Source organism: Nocardia vulneris (genome assembly GCF_001613425.1).
GTDB lineage: Bacteria > Actinomycetota > Actinomycetes > Mycobacteriales > Mycobacteriaceae > Nocardia > Nocardia vulneris.
The window spans coordinates 38310-62786 of the sequence record NZ_BDCI01000022.1; the positions used below are offsets into that span (position 1 = coordinate 38310).

Annotated in this window: 28 protein-coding genes and 1 tRNA gene; 12 read left to right on the plus strand and 17 right to left on the minus strand. The window is 66.5% G+C overall.

Annotated elements, in window-relative coordinates:
- Positions 1-206 precede the first annotated feature (206 nt).
- Positions 207-896: a DUF8020 domain-containing protein gene (locus tag NVU01S_RS23365; RefSeq protein WP_043671668.1), complete on the minus strand. Its 690-nt coding sequence runs from the start codon at positions 894-896 to the stop codon at positions 207-209.
- Positions 897-1507: 611 nt separating this feature from the next.
- On the opposite strand from NVU01S_RS23365, the gene NVU01S_RS23370 reads away from it, so the two are divergent.
- Positions 1508-2056 (plus strand): TetR/AcrR family transcriptional regulator, encoded by a 549-nt coding sequence (locus NVU01S_RS23370; protein WP_052280673.1) that lies wholly within the window; start codon positions 1508-1510, stop codon positions 2054-2056.
- 70 nt (positions 2057-2126) lie between these two features.
- Positions 2127-2960, plus strand: a complete 834-nt coding sequence (locus NVU01S_RS23375; RefSeq protein WP_043671671.1) for a hypothetical protein — start codon at positions 2127-2129, stop codon at positions 2958-2960.
- A gap of 104 nt (positions 2961-3064) precedes the next feature.
- Here NVU01S_RS23375 and NVU01S_RS23380 read toward each other — a convergent pair whose 3' ends face one another.
- Together NVU01S_RS23380 and NVU01S_RS23385 are read right to left on the minus strand one after the other, a co-directional pair.
- Positions 3065-3472: a hypothetical protein gene (locus NVU01S_RS23380; RefSeq protein WP_043671674.1), complete on the minus strand. Its 408-nt coding sequence runs from the start codon at positions 3470-3472 to the stop codon at positions 3065-3067.
- A gap of 146 nt (positions 3473-3618) precedes the next feature.
- Positions 3619-3840: a hypothetical protein gene (locus tag NVU01S_RS23385; RefSeq protein ID WP_043671677.1), complete on the minus strand. Its 222-nt coding sequence runs from the start codon at positions 3838-3840 to the stop codon at positions 3619-3621.
- A 285-nt stretch (positions 3841-4125) separates the two neighbouring features.
- Between NVU01S_RS23385 and NVU01S_RS23390 the strand changes: the two genes are divergently transcribed.
- Positions 4126-4719 (plus strand): SRPBCC family protein, encoded by a 594-nt coding sequence (locus NVU01S_RS23390; RefSeq protein WP_052280674.1) that lies wholly within the window; start codon positions 4126-4128, stop codon positions 4717-4719.
- Here the strand turns inward: NVU01S_RS23390 and NVU01S_RS23395 are convergent.
- Entirely contained in the window at positions 4677-5339 is a 663-nt protein-coding gene (locus NVU01S_RS23395; protein ID WP_052280675.1) for a winged helix-turn-helix transcriptional regulator, read from the minus strand. The two genes, NVU01S_RS23390 and NVU01S_RS23395, sit on opposite strands and share 43 nt — an antisense overlap.
- A gap of 119 nt (positions 5340-5458) precedes the next feature.
- Between NVU01S_RS23395 and NVU01S_RS23400 the strand changes: the two genes are divergently transcribed.
- Entirely contained in the window at positions 5459-6400 is a 942-nt protein-coding gene (locus NVU01S_RS23400) for a PLP-dependent cysteine synthase family protein (protein WP_043671680.1), read from the plus strand.
- A 61-nt stretch (positions 6401-6461) separates the two neighbouring features.
- Here the strand turns inward: NVU01S_RS23400 and NVU01S_RS43535 are convergent, their stop codons facing one another.
- Positions 6462-6824: a hypothetical protein gene (locus NVU01S_RS43535; protein ID WP_156161605.1), complete on the minus strand. Its 363-nt coding sequence runs from the start codon at positions 6822-6824 to the stop codon at positions 6462-6464.
- Positions 6825-7035: 211 nt separating this feature from the next.
- On the opposite strand from NVU01S_RS43535, the gene NVU01S_RS23410 reads away from it, so the two are divergent.
- The 3 genes from NVU01S_RS23410 to NVU01S_RS23420 all read left to right on the plus strand — a co-directional run bounded on the left by NVU01S_RS23410 (position 7036) and on the right by NVU01S_RS23420 (position 8530).
- Positions 7036-7446 carry a DUF4189 domain-containing protein gene (locus tag NVU01S_RS23410; protein WP_043671686.1) on the plus strand — a complete coding sequence of 137 codons (411 nt, stop codon included), beginning with the start codon at positions 7036-7038 and terminating at the stop codon, positions 7444-7446.
- 253 nt (positions 7447-7699) lie between these two features.
- Positions 7700-7906: a hypothetical protein gene (locus tag NVU01S_RS23415; RefSeq protein WP_043671689.1), complete on the plus strand. Its 207-nt coding sequence runs from the start codon at positions 7700-7702 to the stop codon at positions 7904-7906.
- A 57-nt stretch (positions 7907-7963) separates the two neighbouring features.
- Positions 7964-8530 (plus strand): SMI1/KNR4 family protein, encoded by a 567-nt coding sequence (locus tag NVU01S_RS23420; protein WP_052280676.1) that lies wholly within the window; start codon positions 7964-7966, stop codon positions 8528-8530.
- Between the two features lie 191 nt (positions 8531-8721).
- Here NVU01S_RS23420 and NVU01S_RS23425 read toward each other — a convergent pair whose 3' ends face one another.
- Positions 8722-9039: a hypothetical protein gene (locus NVU01S_RS23425; protein WP_052280677.1), complete on the minus strand. Its 318-nt coding sequence runs from the start codon at positions 9037-9039 to the stop codon at positions 8722-8724.
- Positions 9040-9170: 131 nt separating this feature from the next.
- Here NVU01S_RS23425 and NVU01S_RS23430 point away from each other — a divergent pair, with 131 nt between their 5' ends.
- From NVU01S_RS23430 to NVU01S_RS44275, 4 genes are all read left to right on the plus strand, one after another.
- Entirely contained in the window at positions 9171-10226 is a 1056-nt protein-coding gene (locus NVU01S_RS23430) for an alpha/beta hydrolase (RefSeq protein ID WP_244467276.1), read from the plus strand.
- Positions 10227-10596: 370 nt separating this feature from the next.
- Positions 10597-11457, plus strand: a complete 861-nt coding sequence (locus tag NVU01S_RS23435) for a poly(ethylene terephthalate) hydrolase family protein (RefSeq protein WP_244896318.1) — start codon at positions 10597-10599, stop codon at positions 11455-11457.
- Positions 11458-11554: 97 nt separating this feature from the next.
- On the plus strand, positions 11555-11752 hold the full coding sequence (locus NVU01S_RS44270) for a hypothetical protein (RefSeq protein ID WP_043671694.1): 198 nt from the start codon (positions 11555-11557) through the stop codon (positions 11750-11752).
- A complete protein-coding gene (locus NVU01S_RS44275; protein ID WP_063048159.1) occupies positions 11749-12021 on the plus strand; it encodes a lipase family protein in 273 nt (90 codons plus the stop codon). Before NVU01S_RS44270 ends, NVU01S_RS44275 begins: the two co-directional genes overlap by 4 nt.
- Positions 12022-12189: 168 nt before the next feature.
- Here the strand turns inward: NVU01S_RS44275 and NVU01S_RS23450 are convergent, their stop codons facing one another.
- The 5 genes from NVU01S_RS23450 to NVU01S_RS23470 all read right to left on the minus strand — a co-directional run bounded on the left by NVU01S_RS23450 (position 12190) and on the right by NVU01S_RS23470 (position 17704).
- A complete protein-coding gene (locus tag NVU01S_RS23450) occupies positions 12190-12819 on the minus strand; it encodes a TetR/AcrR family transcriptional regulator (protein WP_043671700.1) in 630 nt (209 codons plus the stop codon).
- Positions 12820-13413: 594 nt separating this feature from the next.
- Positions 13414-13487, minus strand: a tRNA-Leu gene (locus NVU01S_RS23455).
- 214 nt (positions 13488-13701) lie between these two features.
- A complete protein-coding gene (locus NVU01S_RS23460) occupies positions 13702-14619 on the minus strand; it encodes a ribonuclease Z (RefSeq protein ID WP_043671703.1) in 918 nt (305 codons plus the stop codon).
- 66 nt (positions 14620-14685) lie between these two features.
- Complete coding sequence (locus tag NVU01S_RS23465) at positions 14686-16182, minus strand: amino acid permease (RefSeq protein ID WP_082032090.1); 1497 nt, start codon at positions 16180-16182, stop codon at positions 14686-14688.
- 55 nt (positions 16183-16237) lie between these two features.
- Positions 16238-17704 (minus strand): peptide MFS transporter, encoded by a 1467-nt coding sequence (locus NVU01S_RS23470; RefSeq protein ID WP_052280678.1) that lies wholly within the window; start codon positions 17702-17704, stop codon positions 16238-16240.
- A 276-nt stretch (positions 17705-17980) separates the two neighbouring features.
- Between NVU01S_RS23470 and NVU01S_RS23475 the strand changes: the two genes are divergently transcribed.
- Positions 17981-18439, plus strand: coding sequence for an SRPBCC family protein (locus NVU01S_RS23475; RefSeq protein ID WP_043671706.1), 459 nt, complete (start codon positions 17981-17983; stop codon positions 18437-18439).
- A 7-nt stretch (positions 18440-18446) separates the two neighbouring features.
- Here NVU01S_RS23475 and NVU01S_RS23480 read toward each other — a convergent pair whose 3' ends face one another.
- The 6 genes from NVU01S_RS23480 to NVU01S_RS23505 all read right to left on the minus strand — a co-directional run bounded on the left by NVU01S_RS23480 (position 18447) and on the right by NVU01S_RS23505 (position 24446).
- Positions 18447-19394 (minus strand): Ppx/GppA phosphatase family protein, encoded by a 948-nt coding sequence (locus tag NVU01S_RS23480; RefSeq protein WP_043671709.1) that lies wholly within the window; start codon positions 19392-19394, stop codon positions 18447-18449.
- A complete protein-coding gene (locus tag NVU01S_RS23485) occupies positions 19391-19927 on the minus strand; it encodes a DUF501 domain-containing protein (RefSeq protein ID WP_043671712.1) in 537 nt (178 codons plus the stop codon). Before NVU01S_RS23485 ends, NVU01S_RS23480 begins: the two co-directional genes overlap by 4 nt.
- Positions 19924-20592, minus strand: coding sequence for an FtsB family cell division protein (locus NVU01S_RS23490; RefSeq protein ID WP_043671714.1), 669 nt, complete (start codon positions 20590-20592; stop codon positions 19924-19926). Before NVU01S_RS23490 ends, NVU01S_RS23485 begins: the two co-directional genes overlap by 4 nt.
- Before the next feature lie 17 nt (positions 20593-20609).
- On the minus strand, positions 20610-21896 hold the full coding sequence (eno, locus tag NVU01S_RS23495) for a phosphopyruvate hydratase (protein WP_014988168.1): 1287 nt from the start codon (positions 21894-21896) through the stop codon (positions 20610-20612).
- 112 nt (positions 21897-22008) lie between these two features.
- On the minus strand, positions 22009-22743 hold the full coding sequence (locus NVU01S_RS23500; protein WP_043671933.1) for a lytic transglycosylase domain-containing protein: 735 nt from the start codon (positions 22741-22743) through the stop codon (positions 22009-22011).
- 98 nt (positions 22744-22841) lie between these two features.
- The gene (locus NVU01S_RS23505) at positions 22842-24446 is read right to left on the minus strand and encodes an ABC transporter ATP-binding protein (protein ID WP_043671716.1); all 1605 of its coding nucleotides are present in this window, start codon (positions 24444-24446) and stop codon (positions 22842-22844) included.
- Between the last annotated feature and the right edge of the window lie 31 nt (positions 24447-24477).

The following is a 24477-nucleotide window of genomic DNA, read 5'->3' on the forward strand; positions in this document are numbered from 1 at the left end:
CCGAGGCGTTCTCCGCACGAATTCGCCCGAATTCATTGCCGCACATGGGCGGGTTCCGCCGACGGTCAGTGGAGCAGGGTGGGCGGGAAACGACGGACGCCGGGTCGAAACCGCTGGAGAGCGGAGTCGACCCGGCGTCCGGGTGGGTCGAGTGTCAGGTCGCCGACTCGAGGGCGGCGGCGACCTTCACTGCGAATCGCCGACTATCAGGGCAGCACCTGCGGGATCACGGCCGGTGCGACGGCACCGAGGATCGCGCCGATCACCGCGGCGAACACCACGTAGCTGATGCCGCTGGCCACGATGCAGGCGAAGTAGCCGATCACGAAGACCAGGATGGCGGGGATGCACAGGATCGCGGCGATGCCGAGACCGGTGAGGGCACCGGCCGCGAGGCCGTTGGCAACCGGGTCGTGGTTCTGCGCGTCCGGGTTGGTCGCGATGGGCTTCAGCTCGCCGGCGGCGATGGGCTGCAGTTCAGCCTCGACCTCCTTGGTCACCTGCGGGGTGACGACCAGCTTCTTCCCGTCCGGGGAGATCTGCGGAGCCAGCGAAATCGTGTTGCCCGCAGCCGTCTTCATCGACATCGGGAACTCGGTGACCTTCGCACCGGTGGCCGACTCCACCTGCACCGCCGACGAATCCGCGGTCAAGGTGAACTTGCCGCTGTTCAGCTCGGTGGAGATGGACTTGAGGTCAGGGGCCGTGGTGGTCTTGAACTCGACACCCTGCTCGTTGCCGGTCGCCGTCAGGCTGTCGGCCCACCGCGTCTGCTGCGCGGTGTAATCGGTCGCCGACGCGGTACCCGCGCTGGCGAGCGTAGCCACTACCGCGAAGGGCAGGACCGCAGCGGCAAGAACCTGGCGACCCGCGCGCGTGACACTCTTATAGAACATGTATTTCTCTCCCGCCCCCGATCACCACGGAACGCCCTGTCCCCCAGTCGAATCGAAGCGTTGATCTAGATCGAACGAGTTATTCATATCCGACGATCCGTGCAAAACCGAAAAATGTGACGAGCGCCACGTTTGAGCCCTCACGCGGCCCCCTACTTTCCGGGGCACGGCCTGTCGAATGGGCCGCTGCGAGCATGGTCGAGGGCCTCTCACCTGCCGTCCCCGCCGGACGCGAATCATGCACTCCGAGCCGCGCATAACGAGTGCTTGCTCAGCACCCCAGCTGAAAGCCGAAGGCCCCGAACCACATACGCCTTCGCCAATTATCCGACCCGGCGCACCAATGCGCCAGCATCGCCGCCAAGAACCCAGGCCAACCGGAAAAGCCGTCCACGCCATAACCGGAGCACACTCGAGCGGCTCGCGGGGTCAGTGCCGGAACAAACGGCTACTCGGCCTGGGAGATAAGTCATCACCTCGGAACTCGATCAGTACGAAACGCGCCACACGTCCCACGTCGCATTAAGTACAGCTGTACCTTGAAGGTCTACTGATCAGCACGGACGAGGAGCAGTGTGCAAGCCGAGAACGCCGATAGGGACTCGCGACCGGTGCGGCGGCGAAGGTTCGACCCCCAGCGTCGGCGCCGCATCGCCGAGGCGGCCCTGGCCGTCATCGGCGAACGCGGCATCGAAGGCCTCACCCACCGCGCGGTCGCCGAAACCGCCGATGTTCCGATCGCGGGCACGACCTACCACTACAAGGACAAGGAAGAACTGCTCGCGGCCGCACTCGAACTCGCGGTCACCCACTACGAGACGATCATGGCCGCCATCCCCGAGACCCAACCCGGCGACGGCATCACCGAGATCATCGACCAAACCGCCGAGGCGCTCGTGGGCTGCTTCAACACCGAGCGATCCGTGACCACCGTCCAACTCGAGCTCTATGTGGCCGCCATCCGCCGACCAGCCCTGCGCTCGATCGCAGACCGCTTCACCGCAGCCACCCGCGCAATGTACGCCCACTACACCGACCCCGACACCGCCGAACTGCTCACCGACACCGCCCAAGGCATGACATTGCGCGGCATCGCGTCGGACTTTCCACCCACCCGAGACCGAATCAGAACCCAGCTCTTGCGATGCCTACCGCGGTGAGTCAGCTTCAACCTGAAGCAGTTTGACCGTATAAGACCGAACCCGTTGTCTGCCAGCGAGAATCGAGTGCATGACTGGGCTCTCGCTGACGACTGAGCGACGTACGGAACTGGCTGCGCTGCTGGACGACGAGCGGCGGTTGCTGCGGGAGTATCCGAAAGTTGCGGAGTACTTGGAGACGGCGCCGATGTTGGCGGGGACCGATGATCCGGCTGCGGATGCGGCATTCGATCTGAGGTTTGTGCACTACATGGCGGGTGGCTCGGCGGCGTCGGGGAATCCGTACTGGGACATCGTTGCGCCTTCTGTCGCGGAGGACGCGGGGAGTCGAGTGGTGAACGGTGGACGTGAGAAGGGCAGTGCCCGTTTGGCGTTCGCGCAGACGATCTTGCAGGCCGCGTACGCATATGCGGTGCCGTCGCCGGAGACGATCGACTGGATCGGGCAGTTCAGTGCCGGTCGAAAGGTATTGGAGCTGGGTGCCGGGCGCGGGTACTGGGCAGGACAGCTGGCTGCCGGCGGCGTGAATGTGGCTGCTTTCGATATGGAGCCGCCGGACAGCGCTTCGAATGTGTCGTTTCCTGGCGCGGCTGGGCAGTTGGATGTGTGGCATCCGGTCGGCGGTTCGGCGGAATTCGACTCAGCGCTTGATGGTGAGTCGGTGTTGTTCCTGTGCTGGCCGCCGGGGTGGGGTGATTCGATGGCGTCGACGGCGCTGCGGGAGTTCGAGCGCCGCGGCGGAACTCGCTTGATCTTCGTCGGCGAGCCGAAGGGTGGCAAGACTGGTGATGATGCGTTCTTCGACCGGCTGACGGAGGGCTGGGAGCTGGAATCACAAGATGCGCACTATGTCTCGTGGTGGAACCTGGGCGACGTCGCGCAGGGTTGGGTTCTTCGGGGATAACTGTCGGCTTCGGCCCGGCCGGTCACGCTCCCGCTCGGCCTGCAGGGGCACGACTTTGGGTCGGCGTCGAATGCGTGCGGTACCCGCGCGGACCGCACCCACCGTCAGGGCACCGCGGGGCCGATCGTCACCGTCTCCGACACCGATTCGACCTTCTCGTCGTAAATCGTCATGTAGGCCGTGAGAGTGTGGTCTCCCGGATTGGTCGGAGTCCAGCCGACTTGTCCCCAGTGGGAATCACCGGGATCGCAAGTCGGATTGGTGAACGATGCCCAATAATCGCCATTGATCAGAAGACCGATGCGTTGGGACGGTGGGTAGCCGACGCAATCACCCGTAATGGTCACTGTGGTCACCTGCCCCACCACATTTGGGCCGGTGATCGTCATCTTGACATGGTATGTGGACGCCACCGGCGCCGCCGTCACGTCCGCCGAGCCGACCGCGCCGCCGACAGCTCCGGCCACCACCACAGCGGCCGCGATCATCGAAAGTTGCTTGAAAACACGCATGATTCCCCCTGAATATGTGATGCCGAATGGTGACATCCAGAAACAGGAGGCGTCCAGTAGTCCCGTCCCCAGTTGAAGCTGAACACAGCGACAGGCCCGCAAGCTGTTCTCGGGTCCAGTCCACCGACTCCGCGGGCAACCCGCCTTCACCACAGCAGCAAGATCGCCTCCTGACCCACGACGTAGCCGATGACCACCGCCGCGACGCCACCGAGCACCACGACAAGCCAAGACTTGCCGCGCCATCGCAGTGTTACCACCACGAGGGTGGTGAGGACGAGGATTCCGATGAGCAAAGCTATGGCAGGTGCATGATCGGTGTGCATGGTGTAGCCAGGTGCGTGATTGAACTCCACGCTGGTCGACATCGGCTCTTCGAAAGTCGATGTTTCACCGAGTTCGCTCGGTGCGGCGCAGATCGACCCGATACCCGGACAAGCAGCCTGGGCGTTCGGTGACGAAGCGAAGATCGTCCCGCCTCGCGTACCAGCGTCGACCTGCCCCGCCGCCTCTCCCATCGGGAAAATCACAAGATCTGGATATTCTAGATATCTGAGTGGTAATTTGTCGACGGCAACGTCAGAAACTACCGGCCATCGACCCCACAGACCCTCTGACGTGGGACAACCACCTGAACGAGCTGGAGAGACAGCATGAACGTGACCGAGGTTTTCCGGGAGCAACGACCCGTTCCCCCGATCGACGAATCCTTCTTCGGCACCGCCTCGCTGGTCTTCGACACGGTGCACACCTTCGCGGCACCGCCCGAGCAGGTGTGGGACATCATCGACAGCGACGAGATGTTCACCTGGCTGCCCGCACCGGGCGTCGGGGTGGTCTACGAGGGCGGCCGGCGCGGACCCGGCATGGTCCGCGAAATGGGTTCGGTGCGAAAACCGTTTCGCGGGTTGTGGATTCAGCGTGAACAGTTCTGGCGGCACCAAGCCCCCCACCGCATGAACTACCGCGCGATCAGCGGCACCTGGATGTACTACCTGCTGGTGCAGCAGTACGCCGAGGACATGACCCTGACGCCGACCCCCGAGGGCGGCACCGAACTGGTGTGGACCGTGGCCACCACGCCGCGGCTGCCGTTTCGTTTCGTCAAGCACTTCCGGCCGCTCTGGCGGCTGGGCTACCGGCTCGCACTCGGCCCCGCCATCAACAACCGCCTCGCGCGAAACCGCCTCGGTGTCACGACATCTCAGGTCGAGTTTGCTTCGAGGGAGTCGGAGGTGAAGACGTAGCCGGTGAACCAGCGCGGTATCTGACGTTGCAATGCCAGGTCACCGTGCACCTGGACTCCGGGTTGTCGAAGCAGTTGCGGCCAGGACAGATTCCCGAGCCACCATTCGGTTGCCGCCCGGGTGGGTGTGGTGAGCCAGATGTCGACAGGTGCGCCGGTGTCGTCTCGGCACAGGTCCACGCCGGTCCGATCCAGATGTAGCCAGAACCTGCGGTCGGCGGCCGGTCTGTTGGTGAATTCGATGGCGATCACGACTCGGCGGTCGGGCAGCGCGGCGGTATCGACGCGTCGGTGCATGTCCCAGGTGAGGGCGGTGGTGTCGAGATCGTCCTCGGTCAGGGCGGCGCTGTCGGTCGTGATCGCCCATCTGGCCAACTCGCGCACCACCGGGGCGAGCGCGGCGCCGGCGTCGGTGAGGCGATAATCCTCGACGACCCCGGCGGCGCGCAGCGTCCGCAGCCGCGCCGACAGAGTTGCCCGGGGAATCCGCGGCAGCCCTCGGCACAGGTCACCGAAGCTCGACGCGCCGAGCAGCAGTTCGCGAACGACCAACAGCGTCCAACGCTCACCGAGCACATCCAGTGCCCGTGCCACGGCGCAGAACTGTCCGTAACCACCCATACCCGCAGCGTACGTGCCACATGACGGCGTGCGCGGTTCAAGAATTGAACTTCCGGCTCCGCGACGATGTACCGATGATCGACAACGTCGGTATACGCCTCGGGAAGGGCGAGTAATCCATGGAAATCGGCGCCAATATGCTGACGGCGATCGGCCGCACGCCGCTTGTGCGACTGCAGCGGGTGGTGCCCGCGGACTGCGCGACCATTCTGGTCAAGGTCGAAGGCCACAACCCGACCGGCAGCATGAAAGACCGGATGGCACAGGCCATGATTGCCGCCGCCGAGGCCGATGGCCGGCTACCGCCTGGCGGCACCGTCGTCGAATACACCGGCGGCAGTACCGGTGCCGCGCTGGCCCTGGTCTGCGCGGTGCGCGGATACCGGCTGCGGATCGTCAGTTCGGCAGTGTTCAGCGAGGACAAGCTGATCCAGATGGCCGCGCTCGGCGCGGAACTCACCCTGATTCCGAGTGCGAACGGACAGATCACCAAGCAGCTGATCCACGACATGATCGACACCGCAGCCGAATTCGGCCGCCGACCCGATACCTACTGGACCGATCAACTCACCAACACGGCCGGCATCGCCGGCTACCACTCCATGGGCGAGGAGATTTGGGCACAGACGGCTGGCCGCGTCGACGGCTTCGTCCAAGCAGTCGGCACCGCAGCGTCGCTGCGCGGGGCGACCACACCGCTGCGACAACACAATCCGCGCCTGCGGGTGGTCGCGGTCGAGCCGGCCGAATCGGCGGTGCTCTCCGGCGGGAACCCTGGCGCGCATCTCATCGAAGGCATCGGCATCGGTTATGAACCCCCGATGTGGGATCCCGACCTCCCCGACGAGATCATCCCCGTGCCAACCGCTGATGCCGAAGCCATGGCACGACGACTCGCGAAGGAAGAAGCGCTTTTCACCGGAACGTCCTCTGGCGCAAACATTGTCGCGGCGATCGAACTCGGCCGCCGACTAGGTCCCGACGCCACCATCGCCACCATTGCCGTGGACTCGGGCCTGAAATACCTCAGCACCACCGTGTTCCGGGCAAGCCGACCCTGAAACTCTCGACCCGGTGCTGCGGCACGTCCGCACCAGGGTGCGCGCACCGCAGACCAACGGCTCATCTCGCTCGAGACAAACTCCAGCCAGCGCGTGTCAAAGCAGTTCCGATCGCGATCCCCAGAGCCAACGGCGCAGCAAGCAACAGTAAATACAGCCAGCTGCTGACAACCGGGTAGTAGACATCGGTGACGACACCCGACGACTGAGACGAGCCGTAGAAGTCGGCACCGACCTCGACCTCGACCCGCGGACGCGACAGCATCCACCAAAGCTGAAACGAAGCACGCCGAACTGCGATCGGTGGCCACCAGATCGTGGGCTGCCGTGTCGGCCAAAGTGGAAGCGTGATCGTTCGGAAATCCTTGATGGTCTTCTTGTTAGCTGCTGCCGTACGACGAGAAGACTGTGGACGGTCGTCCATGGACGAGCAAAGGTAGTCGAACGCCCCCCAACAGTCATCAGCTTTGATGACTGACCGCTCTCTATGGCACCTCCACGGGCAGCAGTGGACCGAGGACTCCGTCACGATTTTTGCGGTGCCCCCAAGACTTGGGGCGATCTCGGGTTCATGTGCCGCGGTATCTTCCATGCGATCGCCGCACCCTGGTCGGCGCGCAGAGGAAGCACGCCACATGTTCAGCAAATTCTTTGCGGCCGCCGCGATTTCGGTGAGTGCCGCTGTCGTTTTCGCGGCGCCGCCCGCCGCCGCCGACCCGGTCAACTGGGGCGCCGGTTCCCTCAGCGTATGGGGCAACGTCTACGCGTTTTCGGTCAACCACCCGACGGAAGCCGACGCCATCCGAGCCGCCGACCGCGCATGCAAGGGTCAAGGCATCATCGACTGCCGGATGATGGTGACGTTCGCGAACGGCTGTGGTGCAGTCGTCACGAGCCCGCTCTCGATCGTCGCAGGGTTCCCGATCGTGGGCTTCGGTAAGGGGGCGAATCCGGGTGAGGCGTACGCAGACGCCACCCGCAACCTCCCCACCGGCACCGGAAGCGTCGGCGCGTTCAATCGCGAACATGCCTGCACCCAGCCGTGATCCAGTCCAGCACGGTCCTCGGTACGAGCGGATACTCATACACTGAGATGCTGATGTGGATCCGCCCCGGCTTCCGGCCGCGATGGTCGAGCCCACAGAAGATGACCGGCCTGTGCCGCGTAGCGGCGTAAGCCGCTGTCCCGCCCCCCGCTTTCGGGGGCAGGCATCTCGAGGTCTGTCGGACGGAACGTTTATCTCGGTAACTTCGCTGCGCTGGCCGATCCACTCCCCGGCCGCCCGAAAAGGAATTGTGATGCGCACCAAGCTTCGTGTCGGTCTGCTCGCCGGTGTACTCCTGATGGCGCCCTTGGCGACCGCGATCCCGGCCTCCGCCGCCGGACTGCCGCTGCAGCCCACCGAGCAGACGGATCAGGTGGCCTCCCCGGGCTGCCCCGGTGGCGCGGCGCACTGGAGTTGCCTGCTGGAATCGCTGTCCGCCAGCGGCTCCAAGGGCAAGTAGCGGCCGTCGCACGCGGGCTCACCTGGCACCCAACACTGTTTCGACGAACGGATTGCCGTGGAAGACCAGACGGACATCGTCGCTCTCACCAAAGTCCTGCCGCCAGGTCTAGGCGCGGACGAGGAGATCGACTGGCCCGCCGCCGAGTTGCGATGGGACACACGGTTCCCAGATGACTATATGGCGTTCATGTCCGTCTATGGCGCCGGCGAGTTCGTCACTGCCGACGGGTTCGCCGGTCTGGCCATCCTCATGCCTTTGCCCAAGAAGAGCCGATTTCTGGACGATCAAACATTCGAGGCCGAGACCGAGAACGCCCGTGACACTTGGGAAATGCTGGGCGGCCAGGAAGGCCTCGACATCGACCCGCAGGACATTCTCGCCTGGGGTGTCACATCGGGTTCCGATATCCTGTGCTGGCTGACGACCGATCCCGACCCTGACCGGTGGCCGGTTCTGGTCTGCGGGCGGCACACCGACCCAAGTTTCACCCGTTTCCCCTGCAACATGGTCGAATTCCTCCGCAGGCTGATCCTCGACGAGCACGACCCCTACCCCCTCAGCACCGATATGCGAGGCCGTTCGCTGCGGTACCTGCACAGGCTGGAAAGGGAACAACGTTGAGGCCGCGCGCCGGCATGCGCGCGACGGTGGAGTACACGCCCACGAAGTGCCTCGGCCGGCCGAGCCGCTGACCCGCGCGAACCCAGAAACGACAACGGAGCGCCGCGGACACGCACGTCGAGCATCTGCTCAGTGCCCCCAGGACGGCTCCACACAGAAGCACATCGTTCATTTCGTGCCAATGACCGCGGTCAGCTCCGCGTGAGCCCCATAAGAAAGCTGGTGAGTACGTCGGTCACCGCTGCGAGGTCACCGCGCGGATGGGTGACGCTCCACTGATGGACCAGCGCAATCAGCGCTCCCACGAATCCAGTTGCGGCGGAACCATATCCACCCGGAGGAACGAAATCCTCCCCCAGGTTGCGGGTAAGTTTCTCCTCGAAGAACCGTATCCAGATCTCACGCGGGTCGATCCGATGACGTTCGACCCGCTCGCTGACGCCGACGACGTCCCCGAACGCATGGCTGTGCCCCTGCAGCGGCAACTTCCCGACGTGCCCGTCCAGCATTCCGGGAGGGGCAGCCGAGTGACTCCCGACACTGTCTCGCTCGACCAGTCGGGGGTTGCGATCTAGGTCTCATTTTCGTAGCCTGCAATAGTTAGACGCAAATGCCTAACTATGAGTCAGTGAGGACTTTCATGTATCGCACCGCGATCGGCATTGCCGCGATGGGTCTGGCATTGCTGCTGGCAGGGGCTGGTCCGGCAGCCGCGCAGCCGGACGACCCGAATTCCCCGCCCGTGGCCGGAGGCCCGCTCGGGTTGTATCCGAAGACCGTTCAGGGCGACATTCACCGCCAGTTCGCCCAGCCCGGCGAACACAAGGTGGCGACATCGCAGCAGCTGCACAAGTCATGCACCGAACTCGGGTTGCCCATCGGCCCCCTGGTGCTGTGGCTGGCGGGTGGAACAGATGTCAGCAACATGCAGTGCACCACCGCATTCCCGCGCGGCCTCGACTCGCCGATCGGGATGATGTATTACTACCCCGCCGACATTCAAAACATGGCGCCTGCTCCGGTGGTCGAATTCGAGGGCGGGGTGCTGACCGATCCCGGGCACTACGCGAGCATCGCCTCGTTGTGGGCAAGCCGCGGTTACGTGGTGGCGATGCCGTACAACTTCATCAATTCCCTTCCCACCGATGCCATCTGGGGCACACAGGCGCTGCTGGCCGAGGAGGCCCGGCCCGATTCACCGCTGCACGGGCGCGTGGACTTCAGTCGCACCGTCGTCGCCGGACAGTCGGGCGGCGCAGGGGCGGCCTACTGGGCCGCGAATTATCTCCCCGAGGTCGCACCTCTACTCGACCCACGACTGAAAGTCATCGGCGCGCTGAGCATGAACACCGGCATCCAGGCGCCGGGAGGCCTGTTCATCAAGGTGCCAACCCTCAGCCTCACCGGTAACCTCGACGTGGTCACCCCGGACATGCTCTGGCCCAGGCTCATCGACTTTCGCACTACCTTTCAGGCTCCGGCCTATATCGCCTGCGTCATCAACGGTACACACGGCGGCTCGTTCAACGACATCCCGAACAACCCGTTCGCCGGAGCATCCATGGCCTGGCTCGAGCATCTGACGGGTGGAAACCCCGACGCCGACAAAGTCTTTGTCGGACCGAAATGGGGACTGTCCACCGACGCGGCCTTCATGGCCGTCGAGCGAAACACCCTCGCAGACCAATTGCAGTAACCAGTCAGTCGGCGACGGCCGGCAATTGTCCGATGACGCGGCATCGTGCCGCGCGGGGTTCAGCTCGGACAGATCCCGTTCGTGCAGTGCGAAATATCAGCCGAATATGTTCCGTGATCGAGCAGAGGAGAACCTCATCTTTACTCCTGGTCGCCCCCGCCCCATAACTGCGGGGATGCGAAAAATGTTGGTATCAGCCGCTTTTGCCGCAACGTCCGTGCTCGTGTGCGCTACCGGACTTGCTGCGGCGACCCCGTCGGATGATCCCAGCGGTCCGCCTTCGCCGGGGCAGGGCCCGCTCGCCGCACTCTATCCACCGATCGTGCAGGGCGGAATCCAGGCGCAGTTCGGTACACGAGGTCCGCATCCGGTGAGCGTCTCTGAGGAGCTGACGCCGTGTACCGGGCCCGCCAGTGCGATAAAAGCACGGATCGCCGAATTGGCAGGCGCGCGTGCCGCGGACGAACTCGACTGCTCACACGCCTTTCCCAGCGGCACCGACGCTCCCGTCAAAGTCGTCTACTTCTATCCGAGCGACCTGCCGCAGCTGGCGCCCGCGCCGCTGGTCGTGTGGTTCCCTGGCATCACCAGCGATCCGGGGAACTACAAGATGCTCGCGAGCCTGTGGGCCAGTCGCGGTTTCGTTGTCGCCATCGGCTACAACTTCATCAATTCCTTTCCCACCGACCATGTCTGGGCCACCCAGGCCGTTATCGCAGAGGCGAGCCGACCCGACTCACCGCTGTACAACCGGGTCGATTTCGGGCGCACTGTCCTCGGCGGTCATTCCGGCGGGGCGGGCGCGGCCGATTGGGGTGCAGTGATTCTGCCGGCCATCGCCGCGGACATCGACCCACGGCTGCGGGTCATCGGCGCGATGAGTGTCGAACCCGGCCCGCAGGGCGACGTGATCGGACCGGCACTAACCGTGCCGGTACTCCAGATCACCGGCACCCGTGACCCTTTCACCATGCCGAACGCCTTTCTGATGCACTACACGACCGTGCAATCGCCCGCATATCTGGCCACCGTCGTCAACGGCACCCACTTCAGCATCAAGGACGGGATGCCCGACAACCCGGCCGCAGCGCTGACGACGGCATTCATCGAACATCTGGCAGGCACCGACACCGCCGCCGATCAGGTGTTCGTCGGACCGAATTGGACACTGGCGCAAGATCCTTCATTCACCCTGGTCGCACGCAACGCACCGGCCGACAGCATCTCCTGACTCCGGCACCACATCCCGTGGTCGGCTACCGCTGTCGACCCTCACCGCGAGAAGACATACAGGAAACCCATGCGCTACCCGGCACTCCAATCGCTTTGTGGCGCCCCTACTCGCACCGCGCGGCGCGGGATCCGGCGGCGTCCGAGATCTGCTGTCCTATCAGATGCCCGAGGATTCGACCGCGCAGTACTGTGCACCGTCGTATGCGGTACAGCAGTGGTCGATTCCCGGCCCGATCACCGGTCAACCGGGAAACTCGGCCTTCTTCCTCGAAGTTCAAGACACCCTCGCATGAGCAGGCAGACCCCCGCCATGCCGGTCTTCCTCTACCATGCCCAACTCGGCTGGCTCCCGCCGATCGGACCTGCAGACACCCTGGTGGACACATATTGCCGGGACCCCGCCGGCCGGGTCACCTATGTTCGAGACCACTTCAGCGAGCATGTGACTCTCGAACCGATCGCCAGAGGCACCATCATGCGCTGGCTGCGCGATCGATTCTCCGGAGTTCCCGCCCAGCCCGGCTGTGTCACCACCGATCCGGCTTCCATAGCCCTCAACTGACCGGCACGCCAGTCGTCGCGCCGAGATCCGAAACCGGCTCGTGAGACATCGACATCGATCGCCTGCGCCGACCACACCAGGATCGGCGAGGGGGTCGGGCCGACTGCGGCGCCCGCCGCCGGGCCGAAGTGCACCGCACGGGCTGATGAGCAAGGGCGAGTCATCCGCTCAGCGGCGCACGAGACCGACCAGGAAAGCGGTGAGTACCTCGGTCGCCGCCGCGAGGTCGGTTCGCGGTTCGCTGATGCTCCACTGATGCACCAGCGCCATCAGGGCACCGATGAATCCTGTTGCCGCAGCGCGGTATCCGCCCGGAGGGACAAAATCGGATCCCAGATTCTGTTTCAACTCATCGATGAAGAACTGCACCCATATCTCACGCTGGTCGATGCGATGCTGTTCGACTCGCGCGCTCACCCCGACGACCTCGACATAGGACACCCGGGCACGATTCGGATCGGAGCCCACCGCGTTCGCATAGGCCTGCATCGCAGCGCGTGCGCGGGCCAGGAAATCACCTTCGGGCGCCGCCTCTACCGCCGCGGCGGCCGCGGACCTGGCGTCGGCCTGAACCATGTCGTACACCGCCAACAGCAGGTCTTCCCGGTTCTCGAAGTGCTCGTAGAATTGGGCGCGCGCCAAACCGGCGCGCTTGCACACCATGGCGATCGTGCTGCTGGTGTACCCCTCGGTGCCGTACACAGCCAAGCCGGCGATCAAGAACTGTGTACGGCGCTCAGCACGGCGCTCCGCCACCAGAACACCGTCGTACGTTCGAGAGGACTTGCTTTCCACCACGGCGACAACAGTACCGAGTGGACTGCCGCGGAACGCGCAACCGCAGGCCGAGCACAACAGATCACCCTCGCCGACTCACCGAGGCCGAGTGCCGTCAGCAATCGCCTGAACAGGCCGACCGCGGTCAGCGAGTGTCGACACCTCGCCCGGGACTGCCCCCGGTTTGGTTGATTCCTTGACCTGCCAGCGAGTCAACCGAACTCGGGGCAGTCCCACAATGGAACTTCACATACGACGTAAGCTACGCCGGAGGACCAGGAGGCGAGCAACTCAGACACGAAATATCCTGCGTCATCGAGGAACTACTGCTCTGGGCACACTCCGACCTCACTCGCAATGAGCACAAACACAACCCCTGAGATCCGAGGCGACGAGGTAGTCCACACACCACGCCGGAATGACCTGGCCGGAGACAAATCAGATGTCTCCCGAACGACACCAGACGCCCATAGCCCGACCATCTCCACCTCACCCCGGGGCGACTCGAACCGACACCGGCACGACCAGCCGATTCTCGCTTTACAGCTCATAAACAGACGTTCGACGACACGCCAGAAAACCCTGTCGAGCTGCGGCTGTCCCGAAGTCCTCGCGTGCCCCCAGTCGGACTCGAACCGACACTGGGCGGATTTTAAGTCCGCTGCCTCTGCCAATTGGGCTATGGGGGCCGTCCGGGACAGACTACCGAGTCGTACGGTTGTACCGGAATTCTGAGGGTTGAAGATGGGCAAATTGTCGAGTAAGGGGGCGGAGAAGTCGGGCAGTTGACCAATGGCGTGCCGACCGGTTGCTCTGAAAAGGCATGGTTGCGAACCGGTTTGGGGTCGGGCGGCACGAAACCGGGTCAGCGGGGCCGGTCTGGGCCGGTGCTGTCCAGTGGGCTTACCGCCGCGCCGGTAAGGGGATGCGGGCGAGGTCGGTGGCGACGTGGATCGGGCCGGAGAAGTGGGCTCGGGCCTCGGCCAGATGGACGGACAGGTCGCGGTAGCGCTGGGAGAAGTGGGTGAGCACCAGGGTGCGGGCGCCTGCCGCGGCGGCGACCCGGCCGGCCTGGCCCGCGGTGAGGTGGCCGTATTCGGCGGCGAGCCGCGCGTCGGCGTCGAGGAAGGTGGCCTCGATGACGAGCATGTCGGTGTCGGCGGCGAGTTCGTAGACGCCGTCGCAGAGCCCGGTGTCCATCACGAAGGCGAAGCTCTGACCCCGGCGCGGCTCGCTGACCTCGTCGAGAGTCACGGTGCGCCCGGCCGATTCGACGCTGCCCTGCTGTTGCAACCGCGCGATGACGGGTCCGCGCAGCCCGAAGTGCTGCAGCCGGTCGGGCAGGATGCGCCGGCCGTCCGGCTCGGTGAGCCGATAGCCGAAGGTGTCGACGGGGTGCGCGAGCGGCACCGCCGTGACCGCGAACGGCGCGCCGGGAAAGTCGACGGTACCGGCCCGATCGATCGGACGCGGCCGCAACTCGGCCCGGTGATAGTAGGAGGTGGCGTTGACGAGGCGGTCGTAATACTCGGTCCCGGAGGCGGGAAAGCATACGTCCACCGGATGCGGCACCCGGTCGAGATTGATCCGCTGCACCACCCCGGCCAGCCCGAGGCTGTGATCACCGTGGAAGTGGGTGATCGCGATCCGGGTGAGGTCGGTGGCCGAGACACCGGCGTAGGTCATCTGCCGCTGCGTCCCCTCGCCCGGGTCGAACAGCACGCCTTCGTCGTCCCAGCGCAGCAGATACCCGTTGTGATTGCGCTGCTTGGTCGGCACCTGGCTGGCGGTACCGAGCACTACGAGCTCCCGCTGCGACACCCGTGTCACGCTACTTGTTCGCCAGTCGTGGAGTGGCACGGGCGCAGGCCCGCGCCACTCGGCGGACTATTCGGCAGGCGGGTTGCCGAGCAGGGAGTGCCTGCGGCTGTAGGCGAAATAGATGACGAAGCCCAGTGCCATCCAGACGAGGAACCGCAGCCAGGTCTCCACGGACAGGTTCAGCATCAGCCACAGGCAGGCCAGCACGGCGAGCACCGGGATCACCGGAACCAGCGGGACGCGGAAACCACGCGGCAGGTCGGGCCGGGTGCGCCGCAGCACGAGCACGCCGATCGAGACCAGCACGAACGCGAACAGCGTGCCGATGTTGACCATTTCCTCGAGCGTGCCGAAGTCGACGAAGCCGGCCAGCACCGCGCAGACCACGCCGACGATCGCGGTGATCCGCACCGGCGTGCCCTTGCTGCCGGTGTGCGCCAGCTTGCGCGGCATCAGCCCGTCGCGCGACATCGCGAACAGCACCCGGGTCTGCCCGAGGAACATCACCATGACCACGGTGGTGAGCCCGGCGAGGGCGCCGACCGAGATGATGTTCTTCACCCAGGTATCGCCGTGGATCGCGAAAGCCGTTGCCAGAGTGGCGTTCTCACCGGACAACTCGGTGTAGGACACCATGCCGGTGAGCACCAGCGAGACCGCGACGTAGAGGATGGTGACGATGAGCAGCGAGCCGAGGATGCCGCGCGGCACCGCCTTCTGCGGGTTCTTGGTTTCTTCGGCGGTGGTCGCGACGACGTCGAAACCGATGAACGCGAAGAACACCAGGCTGGCCGCGGCGAGCAGGCCGTACCAGCCGAAGGTGCTGTGCCCGGCGCCGGTCAGGAAAGAGAACAGCGACTGGCGCAGCCCCTCTCCTTCCGCCCCCGGCTGGGACGGCGGCACGTAAGGCGTCAGGTTCTCCGACTTGAAGTAGGTGACGCCGACGATCAGCACCAGCGCGATCACGCTCAGCTTGATCGCGACGGCCACGGCCGACACCCGCGAGGAGACCTTGGTTCCGGTGGCGAGCAGCACGCCGAGCACCGCGATCAGCAGTACGGCGCCCCAGTCGAACGACACCGAGCCGAAGTGCACGATCGGCGTCGTGCCCATCACCTCGCCGAGGTACTGCGACCAGCCCTTGGCCACCACGGAGGTGGCGAGCGCGAACTCGAGGATCAGGTCCCAGCCGATGATCCACGCGACGAGTTCACCGAAGGTGGCATAGGAGAAGGTGTACGCGCTGCCCGCCACCGGCACCGTGGAGGCGAACTCGGCGTAGCAGAGCGCGGTGAGCCCGCAGGCGATCGCCGCGAAGACGAACGCCAGCGACACCGACGGTCCGGCGACGTTGCCCGCGGTCCGCGCGGTGAGGGTGAAGATGCCCGCGCCGATCACCACCGCCACGCCGAAGACGGTGAGGTCCCACGCGGTCAGGTCCTTGCGGAGCTTGGAGTCGGGCTCGTCGGTGTCCTTGATCGACTGTTCGACGGATTTGGTCCGGAACAGGCCACCCCATCTGGCCTGCTGTCCGATTGCGCCGTCCGGCTTGCGGATCGCCACACGTTCTCCTCTACCTCTGGTCTTACTGTCTAGCTGGTTCTATGCCCGCTCGGGGCTAGTGCACGCCTGCCATGTGCCGACTGATCCGCGGCGCGATGGCGGCCACGATGACTCCGGCGCACACCGCGACGGCGCCGATGATGCCGAAGTAGGCGACTTCGTGGTCTTGGTCATAGAACCGAGCCAAAGTACCCGACATGGATGTACCGATGCCAACCGAGAAAAAGTACAGCGCCATCATCTGAGCCCGGAAAGCTTCCGGTGCGAGCTGCGTGGTGACCGCAAGTCCGATCGGTGAGAGCAGCAGCTCCGAGACGGCGAAGCCGCCCATGACGACGAGCACGAGCAGTGCGGGCACCGTCGCGCCGCTGAAGCCGGCCAGCGGCACGAACAACAGGAACGCCAGGCCCATGCCGATCACGCCGAGCGCGAACTTGCGCGGCGTGCTCGGCGCCCGGGAACCGAGCTTGGTCCACAGGATGGCGAACAGCGGCGACAAGGTGATGATCCAGACCGGCTCGACCGAACCGATCCAGTTCGACGGGGCGGTCCAGCCGAAGATGCTCCAGTTCATCCGTTCGTCGGAGTACACCGCGAGCACCGTGAAGATCTGCTGGAACAGCGACCAGAACACCGCGTTGGCGATGAACAGCGGAATGAACGCGCGCACCCGGCTGCGCTCGACCGGCGTCACCTTGGCGTTGGTCAGCATGACCACGAAGTAGACGACCGAGGCCACGGCGATCACGATGGTGGTCGCGTCGGGCAGGTTGTCCAGCGTCACCAGGCCGGTCGCCCACACCACCGCGACGATCACCGCGGCAGCGGCCACCGCCCCGAGGACCGGAGCGATCGCGGTGCGCGGCAACGGGTTCGGCACCTCGCGGCCGTGCGTGCCCAGGTTGCGCCGGAACACCACATACTGGACCAGACCGAGGGTCATGCCGATCGCGGCGGCGCCGAATCCGTAGTGGAAGCCCAGGCGGGTCTGCAGCACACCGGTGAGCAGCGGGCCGATGAACGCACCGAGGTTGATGCCGAGGTAGAACAGCGTGAATCCGCCGTCCGCGCGGGCATCACCCTTCGGATACAGCGTGCCGAGCAGCGAGGACGCGTTGGCCTTCAGCGCGCCGCTGCCCAGCGCGACCAGCACGAGGCCGACGCCGACGCCGGTCAGTCCCGGCAGCACCGCCAGCGCGAGATGCCCCGCGACGACCACGACGCCGCCGTAGAAGACCGTCCGCTCCATGCCCAGTACCCGGTCGGCGATCCAGCCGCCCAGCACGGTGGACAGATAGACCAGTCCACCGTAGGCGCCGACGATGCCGACTCCGGTGCTCTTCGCGAGCCCGAGCCCGCCTTCGGTCGTCGAGTAGTACAGGTAGTAGCCGAGGATGGTGACCATCCCGTAGTAGGAGAATCGCTCCCAGAGCTCCACGCCGAACAAGTTCGTCAAGCCGATCGGGTGACCGAAGACTGTTCGTCCCGGGGTCACCTGTTCGGCGGTTGTTGCTTCCGACATCCTCCGACCATCCCATGTTTGAGGCGAATTGTGGGCATCCACACACGAAATTCACCGTCCCCAGTCGAACATCGAGGTGTCGTCGCTGTGTTATGCCGAATTTGTATCGCTCAATCCTGCGTTGATCAGAATCGAAGCGCGTTCTGATAGTAGATCCCACGACCTCGCGGGCCCGCCCCGCCGTCGTTTTCCGCCGCCGCCGCTGGGCATGCCGGAACCAGCGGGGCACGATGGCGAGTAGCGCCCGGTCCGCCCGACGACGAAAGTGACGTGCAGATGGAAGCTGTCGAGATCACCGTGTCCGCCTCGGCCGAGGACACGTTCGCAGTACTGGCCGACGGCTGGCTGTACGCACTCTGGGTGGTCGGCGCCTCGCATATCCGGGACGTCGATCCGGGATGGCCCGCGGTCGGCACCCGCATCCATCACAGCGTCGGCCCCTGGCCGCTGAACCTGTCCGACACCACCAAGGTGCGCGAGGTCGATCCGCCGCGGATGATCGAGCTCGAGGCCCGGCTGTGGCCGGCCGGCTCGGCCTGGATCCGGTTGGAGCTGACCGAGATCGGCCCCGACCGCACCCGGATCAGCATGGCCGAGCGGGCGATCAGCGGCCCGGCCTCGTTGATCCCCGGCGCGGTCCAGGCGCTGGGACTGTTCCCGCGCAACAAGGAATCACTGTCCCGGCTCGCCGATCTCGTGGTCGGCCGGGCGCGCGAAATCGACCGGAAGAGCTAGGCCCGGTTTAGGCGATCGAGAGGGCGATTCCGTCGAGGATGTCGTGCTCGCTGACGACGAGTTCGGAAATGCCTGCGCGACGGGACAGTTCGTCGGCCAGGACCTCGGCGATGACGGCGCCGCCGCCGATCACGTCGACCCGGCCCGGGTGCATGGGGCCCAGGGCGGCGCGCTCGTCATGCGTCATCCCGATCAACCGATCACACACGGCGCGTAGATCATTCAGTCCGAGGCGGGTGAGATGCACCCGCTCCGAATCGTATTCGGGCAGGTCGAGCGCGACAGCGGCGATCGTGGTCATGGTGCCCGCCACGCCCACCCAGGTGTGCGCGCCCTCGACCGGCACCCGGGCAAAGGCTTCCGTCAACCGTTCGGCGGCGAATTCCCGTGCCGCGCCGACCTGTTCGGCGGTGGGCGGGTTGCCGGGCAGACAGCGTTCGGTGATCCGGACGCAGCCGATATCGGCCGAGAACGCCGCCTGCACCCCGGCGCTGTCACCGAAGACCAGCTCGGTCGAGCCGCCGCCGAGATCGACGACCACGAAAGGTCCTGCGGCGCTGGCGAGCTCGCCGATGGCGCCGCGGAACGAGAGGCGGGCCTCCTCGTCACCGGTGATCACCTCGGCCTCCGCGCCGGGCACCACGGTGCCGAGTTCGGCTCGGGCCATGGCGAAGAAGTCTTCCCGGTTCGCCGCGTCCCTGGTGGCGGAGGTGGCCACCATCCGCACCCGGCCGACGCCCGCCTCGCGCATCAACGCGGCGTAGTCCGCCAGCGCGACCCGGGTCCGCTCGATCGCCTCCGGTGCCAGCGCACCGGTCGCGTCGACGCCCTGCCCCAGCCGCACGATGCGCATTTCGCGGTGCACATCGGCCAGCCGTCCGTCGCCGAGTACATCGGCGATCAACAGTCGGATGGAGTTGGTGCCGCAATCGACAGCGGCTACCCGATCGGTCATGCTCGCGCCCCGTCTTCCTGGCTGCCCGCGCGCTCGTACTTCGGCCAGTCGGCCGGAATCGCGGTGCCGCGCAATCCATTGTCGGCGGCCAGCGCCACCGCCTCGTCGCCGAACGGGTTCACGCCCGGCCCCTTGGCCAGCGCGTGCGCGATCAGCACATGCAGGCATTTGACTCGTTCCGGCATGCCGCCACCGGTGAAATCGGTACCGAGCGACTCGATCTCGTCACGCTCGGCCAGATAGCTCTCGTGTGCGGCGCGGTAGGCGGCGGCCAGCGCCGGGTCGCTGCCGAGGCGTTCGGTCATCTCCCGCATCACGCCCGCGGACTCCTGCCTGCTCGCCTCCGCGGTGAGCCGCGGATCGGTCAGGTAGTAGAGGGTGGGAAACGGCGTGCCGTCGGGCAGCCGCGGCGCGGTTTTCACGACGGCCGGGATCCCGTCCGGGGTGCGATAGGCCACGGCGAGCACGCCGCGAGGTTCGCGGCCGAGCTGGCGGGCGATGATCGCGAGATCCTGGTCGTTCGGTGCTGTCACCTGGGTCCTTCCGGTCCTGGCGGGGGCGCGGCGGGCGGTCCCGGCGGCGGCGCCGGCGCGGCCTCGGGCACGGGTTGCGGTTCGGAAATGCTGTGCCACAGTTCGGTGTACCAGGGATCGGGTTCCTTGGATTTGGTCACCGCGGTGGGCGGGGCGGCGGCTTCCATGCCGGGCACCTGCACGATGTAGGGGGTTTCGCCGGGCAGTACCAGCCGCAGCCGGTCGCGGGCCTCGGACCGGATGTAGGCCGGATCCTGTTGCTGGGCACGACGATCGCGCAGTCGCGCCAGGTCGGCCTCCAATTCCCGGCGCTGCTGTGCCAATTGGGCGGCCTCGGCCCGCTGGGTGAAATACGTGCGCATCGGCACGGCCAGGGTCAGCGCCAGCGCGCACACCACGATCGCGAGCACCACCGCTTTGCCGGTGGACAGGCCGAGGATGGTGCGTTCATGTTTGTCCGCACCGTGTTCGGCGGCGCGGGCCGCCGCCTTCTTCGGCTTCGCCGACTTGTCGTCGGAGCGCCGGCGCGCGGTTCGTTTGGCCGCGGCGGGCCGGGCCGCCGTTTCGGTATCGGACCCGGCCTTGGGCCGCGAGCGGGCGGCACGCGACGTGCGGCGGTCCCCACGCCCGGCTGGACTGGTTCCACGCGCACGTCGCTCCGTCATAGCGAACCCCTGTGTGACTAACCCTCGAAGGCGAAACGCGGGAACGCGGCGTCCCCGGCGTAGCGGGCCGAATCGCCCAGCGCATCCTCGATGCGCAGCAGCTGGTTGTACTTGGCGACCCGCTCGCTACGCGCCGGCGCACCGGTCTTGATCTGGCCGCTGCCGACCGCGACCGCGAGGTCGGCGATGGTGGTGTCCTCGGTCTCGCCGGACCGGTGACTCATCATCGTCTTGTAGTTGTTGCGGTGCGCGAGCTCCACCGCGTCCAACGTCTCGGTGAGCGTGCCGATCTGGTTCACCTTCACCAGCAGCGCGTTCGCGGCACCGCGGGCGATGCCCTCTTCGAGGCGCTCCGGGTTGGTGACGAACAGGTCGTCGCCGACGATCTGGATCTTGTCGCCGATCTCGTCGGTGAGCGCGACCCAGCCGTCCCAATCGTCTTCCGACAGCGGGTCTTCGATGGAGACCAGCGGGTAGGCGCCGAGCAGTTCCGCGTAGAACGCGGTCATCTCGGCGGCGCTGCGCACGCTGCCCTCGAACTTGTAACCGCTGCCCGCGGTGTAGAACTCGGTGGCGGCGACATCGAGCGCCAGCGCCACATCGGTGCCGAGCTTCAGACCGGTCTTGCCGATCGCGGAGCTGATCAGGTCGAGCGCCTCGCGGGTGCCCGCGACGTCGGGCGCGAAGCCGCCCTCGTCGCCGAGGCCGGTGGACAGGCCCTTGGCCTTCAGCTCGGCCTTCAGCGCGTGGTACACCTCGGCACCCCAGCGCAGCGCCTCCTTGAAGGTCGGCGCGCCGATGGGGGCGACCATGAATTCCTGGACGTCGACGCTGGTGTCGGCATGCGCGCCACCGTTGAGGATGTTCATCATCGGCACCGGGAGCACGTGCGCGTTCGGACCACCGAGGTAGCGGAACAGCTCCAGGCCCGAGGACTCGGCGGCGGCACGGGCCACCGCGAGCGAGACGCCGAGCAGCGCGTTCGCGCCGAGGCGGGACTTGTCCGGGGTGCCGTCCAGGTCGAGCAGGACCTGGTCCACGGTGCGCTGTTCGACCGCGTCCAAGCCGATCACGGCCGGTGCGATCTCGTCGAGCACACCCTCGACCGCCTTGCGCACGCCCTTGCCGCCGTAGCGGTCGCCACCGTCACGCAGTTCCACGGCCTCGTGCTCGCCGGTGGACGCGCCGGAGGGCACCGCCGCCCGGGTCAAGGTGCCGTCGTCGAGGGCGATCTCGACCTCGACAGTGGGGTTTCCGCGAGAATCCAGGATCTCACGAGCTCCGACCTGTTCGATGATGGCCACGAAAACGACACTCCTTCGGCTGCAGGCACGGTAGGTCTCAGGGGAATTGCCGTGCGCTGCGAGCCTAGCGTCCGGCGCGCTGGGCGGGTAACCGGCACTCCGATGGACGAGGTCACACCCGCCGGCCGACGCTGTAGGCCGCGGCCCGGTCGCGCACGGTGAGCAGATAACTGGTGGACTGGTTGTAGGTGAGCAGCGCCTGCTGCCAGCCGTGCTCGGAGGTGAGATCGCCGCCGCTGGCGCACAGGTAGCGGGCGGCGGTGAGCGCCGCGTCGTCGATGTTCTGCGGGTCGGCCACCCCGTCACCGTTGGCGTCGACACCCCAGCGCTTCCACGTTTCCGGGATGAACTGCAGCGGGCCGATCGCGCGATCGAACACCGGATCGCCGTCCATCTTGCCGCCGTCGGTGTCCTTGACCAGGGCGACACCGGGCGCACCGTCGAGCGGGATGCCGATGATCGGCGGCCGGACCACGCCGTCGGCGTCGATGCGCGAACCGCGATGGGTGCCGTGCTTGCTCTCCACGCTCGCGATGCCCGCGAGGGTGGTCCAGGCGATGCCGCACTCCGGTTTCGACCGCGCGAGCACCGCCGCGGCATAGCCGTACGCCTCCAGCGCGACCGGCGGGATCGCCATCCGGTCCGCCTGCTCCTCGGCCCACCCGCGCAGTTGGAGTGCGGTGCGGCCGGGACCGTCGATATCTATCAGGGGCAGCGGCGTGCCGGGGCCGGGCGGAATGCCCTCGGGGATCGGGGTGAGATCACGATCGATCCCACAACCGGCGAGCACGAGGGTCACCATGGCGGCGACCACAGCGCCGGTCTTCTTCAGGAGCACCCCATCCATCATCCAGATCCGGCGGAGCAAGTCGAGGAATCACCTGGTCATCGAGTTTCCACGCACCCGTTTCCGTGCGGTGCACACAGACCGGGCCGGGAGTGCGGTCAGCGCAGCAGGTCTCGGGTGGCCTGGTGGGCCGGGGCGGCCAGGACCGCCGCCGTTTCGCCGGACTCGACTATCCGGCCGTGGTCGAGCACCACCAGGCGTGGGCAGTACGCGGCGACCAACGCCATATCGTGACTGATCACCAGCAGCCCCATGGCGCGCTCGGCCCGGATCCGATCCAGCAGCGCCATGAGCGCGGCCGCGGTCGCGTGATCCAGCGCCGAGGTGATCTCGTCGCAGAGCAGCACCGCGGGCTCGGCGGCGAGCGCCCGGGCCACCGCGACGCGTTGACGCTGGCCGCCCGAGAGTTCGTGTGGATAACGTTGCGCCAGTTCCGGTGCCAGCTCGACCGCGGCCAGCAGATCTGTGACGTGCTGCGCCACTCGACGTTTGGGCACCCCGCCGATTCGGCGCAACGGCCTGCCCAGGGTTTGCGCGACCGTGCGCCGCGGATTCAGCGCGGACCGCGGGTTCTGCGTCACCAGTTGAATACCCTTGTCACCGAGTGATTTCCGCGCGCCGTGCGTGAGCGGCAGCGACGCACCGTGCAGCTCGAGCGTGCCGGTCGCCGTGCGATGCAGCCCCGCGAGCACCCGTGCCAGCGTGGTCTTCCCGGCTCCCGAGGCCCCGACGACAGCCAGCGCCGAACCGGCCGCCAACTCGACATCGATGCCCGTCAGCACCTCCCGTCCGGCGATGGCCGCCGTGATTGCGTTGCCGCGCAACAACAACGGCTTCGGGCCAGGCCCGACGCGGTCCGATGCGGGCACATCCGGCCCCACGGTTGCGCTGGGCGAGATCAGTGCCGCCGCAGCGGGCCGGTCCGGGCTACCGAAGGCGGAGACGGCGCCGAGTTCGATCACCTGGTCGGCGACGGCATGGATGGTGGCGGTGTCGTGACCGGAGAGCAGGACGGCGACGGAGCGGTCGGCGGCGACCTCGGTCAGCAGGCGAGCGATGTCGGTGCGCAGGGCACCGTGCAGCCCGGCGAGCGGTTCGTCGAGGATCAGCACGTCGGTCTGCCGGATCAGGGCGCGGGCCAAGGCCACTCGGCGTTGCTGGCCGCCGGAGAGTTCGGCCGCCCTGCGCCGCAGGTGTTCCGGCGACAGACCGACGAGCTCCAGCGTTTCGACCAGGTGGGCGCGCGCGGCGTGCGGAGCCACCTCGTGCAGCAGCCCGTGGACGCGCATCAGCGGATTGAGCGCGGATCCCGGATCCTGCCCGACGTAGGCCACGTGCGTCCGCCGGAAACGCTGTAGTGCAGCGGGATTCAAGGCGAACACGTCGTGATCGGCCACCACGACCGAGCCGGATCGCCTGGCACCACGTGGTAGATCGCCGAGCAGAGCGCGCATCAACGTGGTCTTGCCCGCGCCGGAGGGCCCGGTGAGCGCGGCCACGCTGCCCGTCGCGATCCGGAAGTCCAGTGGTCCGAACAACTCCTGACCGTTCGGGCCGTGTACCGCCAATCCCTCGACCAGCACCGGGCAGCTCGGCACCGTCAGACGGTCGGCCGACTCCGCCCTACCGCGGTCACCATCGACTCCGAGACCACCCTCGAGCACCGAATCCCGCACGGCGGCATCGCGTCCCCGCTCAGCCATGCGCCCGCCCCGTCCAGTACGCGAGGGCACG

What these genes read in the sequence shown, in the direction of transcription:
- NVU01S_RS23415 (WP_043671689.1), top strand. Translation starts at nt 7,700, where the DNA reads ATGCGCACCAAGCTTCGTGTCGGTCTGCTCGCCGGTGTACTCCTGATG.
- NVU01S_RS23480 (WP_043671709.1), bottom strand. Translation starts at nt 19,394, where the DNA reads ATGACCGATCGGGTAGCCGCTGTCGATTGCGGCACCAACTCCATCCGA.
- NVU01S_RS23390 (WP_052280674.1), top strand. Translation starts at nt 4,126, where the DNA reads ATGAACGTGACCGAGGTTTTCCGGGAGCAACGACCCGTTCCCCCGATC.
- NVU01S_RS23430 (WP_244467276.1), top strand. Translation starts at nt 9,171, where the DNA reads ATGTATCGCACCGCGATCGGCATTGCCGCGATGGGTCTGGCATTGCTG.
- NVU01S_RS23410 (WP_043671686.1), top strand. Translation starts at nt 7,036, where the DNA reads ATGTTCAGCAAATTCTTTGCGGCCGCCGCGATTTCGGTGAGTGCCGCT.
- NVU01S_RS43535 (WP_156161605.1), bottom strand. Translation starts at nt 6,824, where the DNA reads ATGGACGACCGTCCACAGTCTTCTCGTCGTACGGCAGCAGCTAACAAG.
- NVU01S_RS23425 (WP_052280677.1), bottom strand. Translation starts at nt 9,039, where the DNA reads ATGCTGGACGGGCACGTCGGGAAGTTGCCGCTGCAGGGGCACAGCCAT.
- NVU01S_RS23380 (WP_043671674.1), bottom strand. Translation starts at nt 3,472, where the DNA reads ATGCGTGTTTTCAAGCAACTTTCGATGATCGCGGCCGCTGTGGTGGTG.
- NVU01S_RS23475 (WP_043671706.1), top strand. Translation starts at nt 17,981, where the DNA reads ATGGAAGCTGTCGAGATCACCGTGTCCGCCTCGGCCGAGGACACGTTC.
- NVU01S_RS23375 (WP_043671671.1), top strand. Translation starts at nt 2,127, where the DNA reads ATGACTGGGCTCTCGCTGACGACTGAGCGACGTACGGAACTGGCTGCG.
- NVU01S_RS23395 (WP_052280675.1), bottom strand. Translation starts at nt 5,339, where the DNA reads ATGGGTGGTTACGGACAGTTCTGCGCCGTGGCACGGGCACTGGATGTG.
- NVU01S_RS23500 (WP_043671933.1), bottom strand. Translation starts at nt 22,743, where the DNA reads ATGGATGGGGTGCTCCTGAAGAAGACCGGCGCTGTGGTCGCCGCCATG.
- NVU01S_RS23470 (WP_052280678.1), bottom strand. Translation starts at nt 17,704, where the DNA reads ATGTCGGAAGCAACAACCGCCGAACAGGTGACCCCGGGACGAACAGTC.
- NVU01S_RS23505 (WP_043671716.1), bottom strand. Translation starts at nt 24,446, where the DNA reads ATGGCTGAGCGGGGACGCGATGCCGCCGTGCGGGATTCGGTGCTCGAG.
- NVU01S_RS44275 (WP_063048159.1), top strand. Translation starts at nt 11,749, where the DNA reads ATGAGCAGGCAGACCCCCGCCATGCCGGTCTTCCTCTACCATGCCCAA.
- NVU01S_RS23385 (WP_043671677.1), bottom strand. Translation starts at nt 3,840, where the DNA reads ATGTCGACCAGCGTGGAGTTCAATCACGCACCTGGCTACACCATGCAC.
- NVU01S_RS23365 (WP_043671668.1), bottom strand. Translation starts at nt 896, where the DNA reads ATGTTCTATAAGAGTGTCACGCGCGCGGGTCGCCAGGTTCTTGCCGCT.
- NVU01S_RS23490 (WP_043671714.1), bottom strand. Translation starts at nt 20,592, where the DNA reads ATGACGGAGCGACGTGCGCGTGGAACCAGTCCAGCCGGGCGTGGGGAC.
- NVU01S_RS23400 (WP_043671680.1), top strand. Translation starts at nt 5,459, where the DNA reads ATGGAAATCGGCGCCAATATGCTGACGGCGATCGGCCGCACGCCGCTT.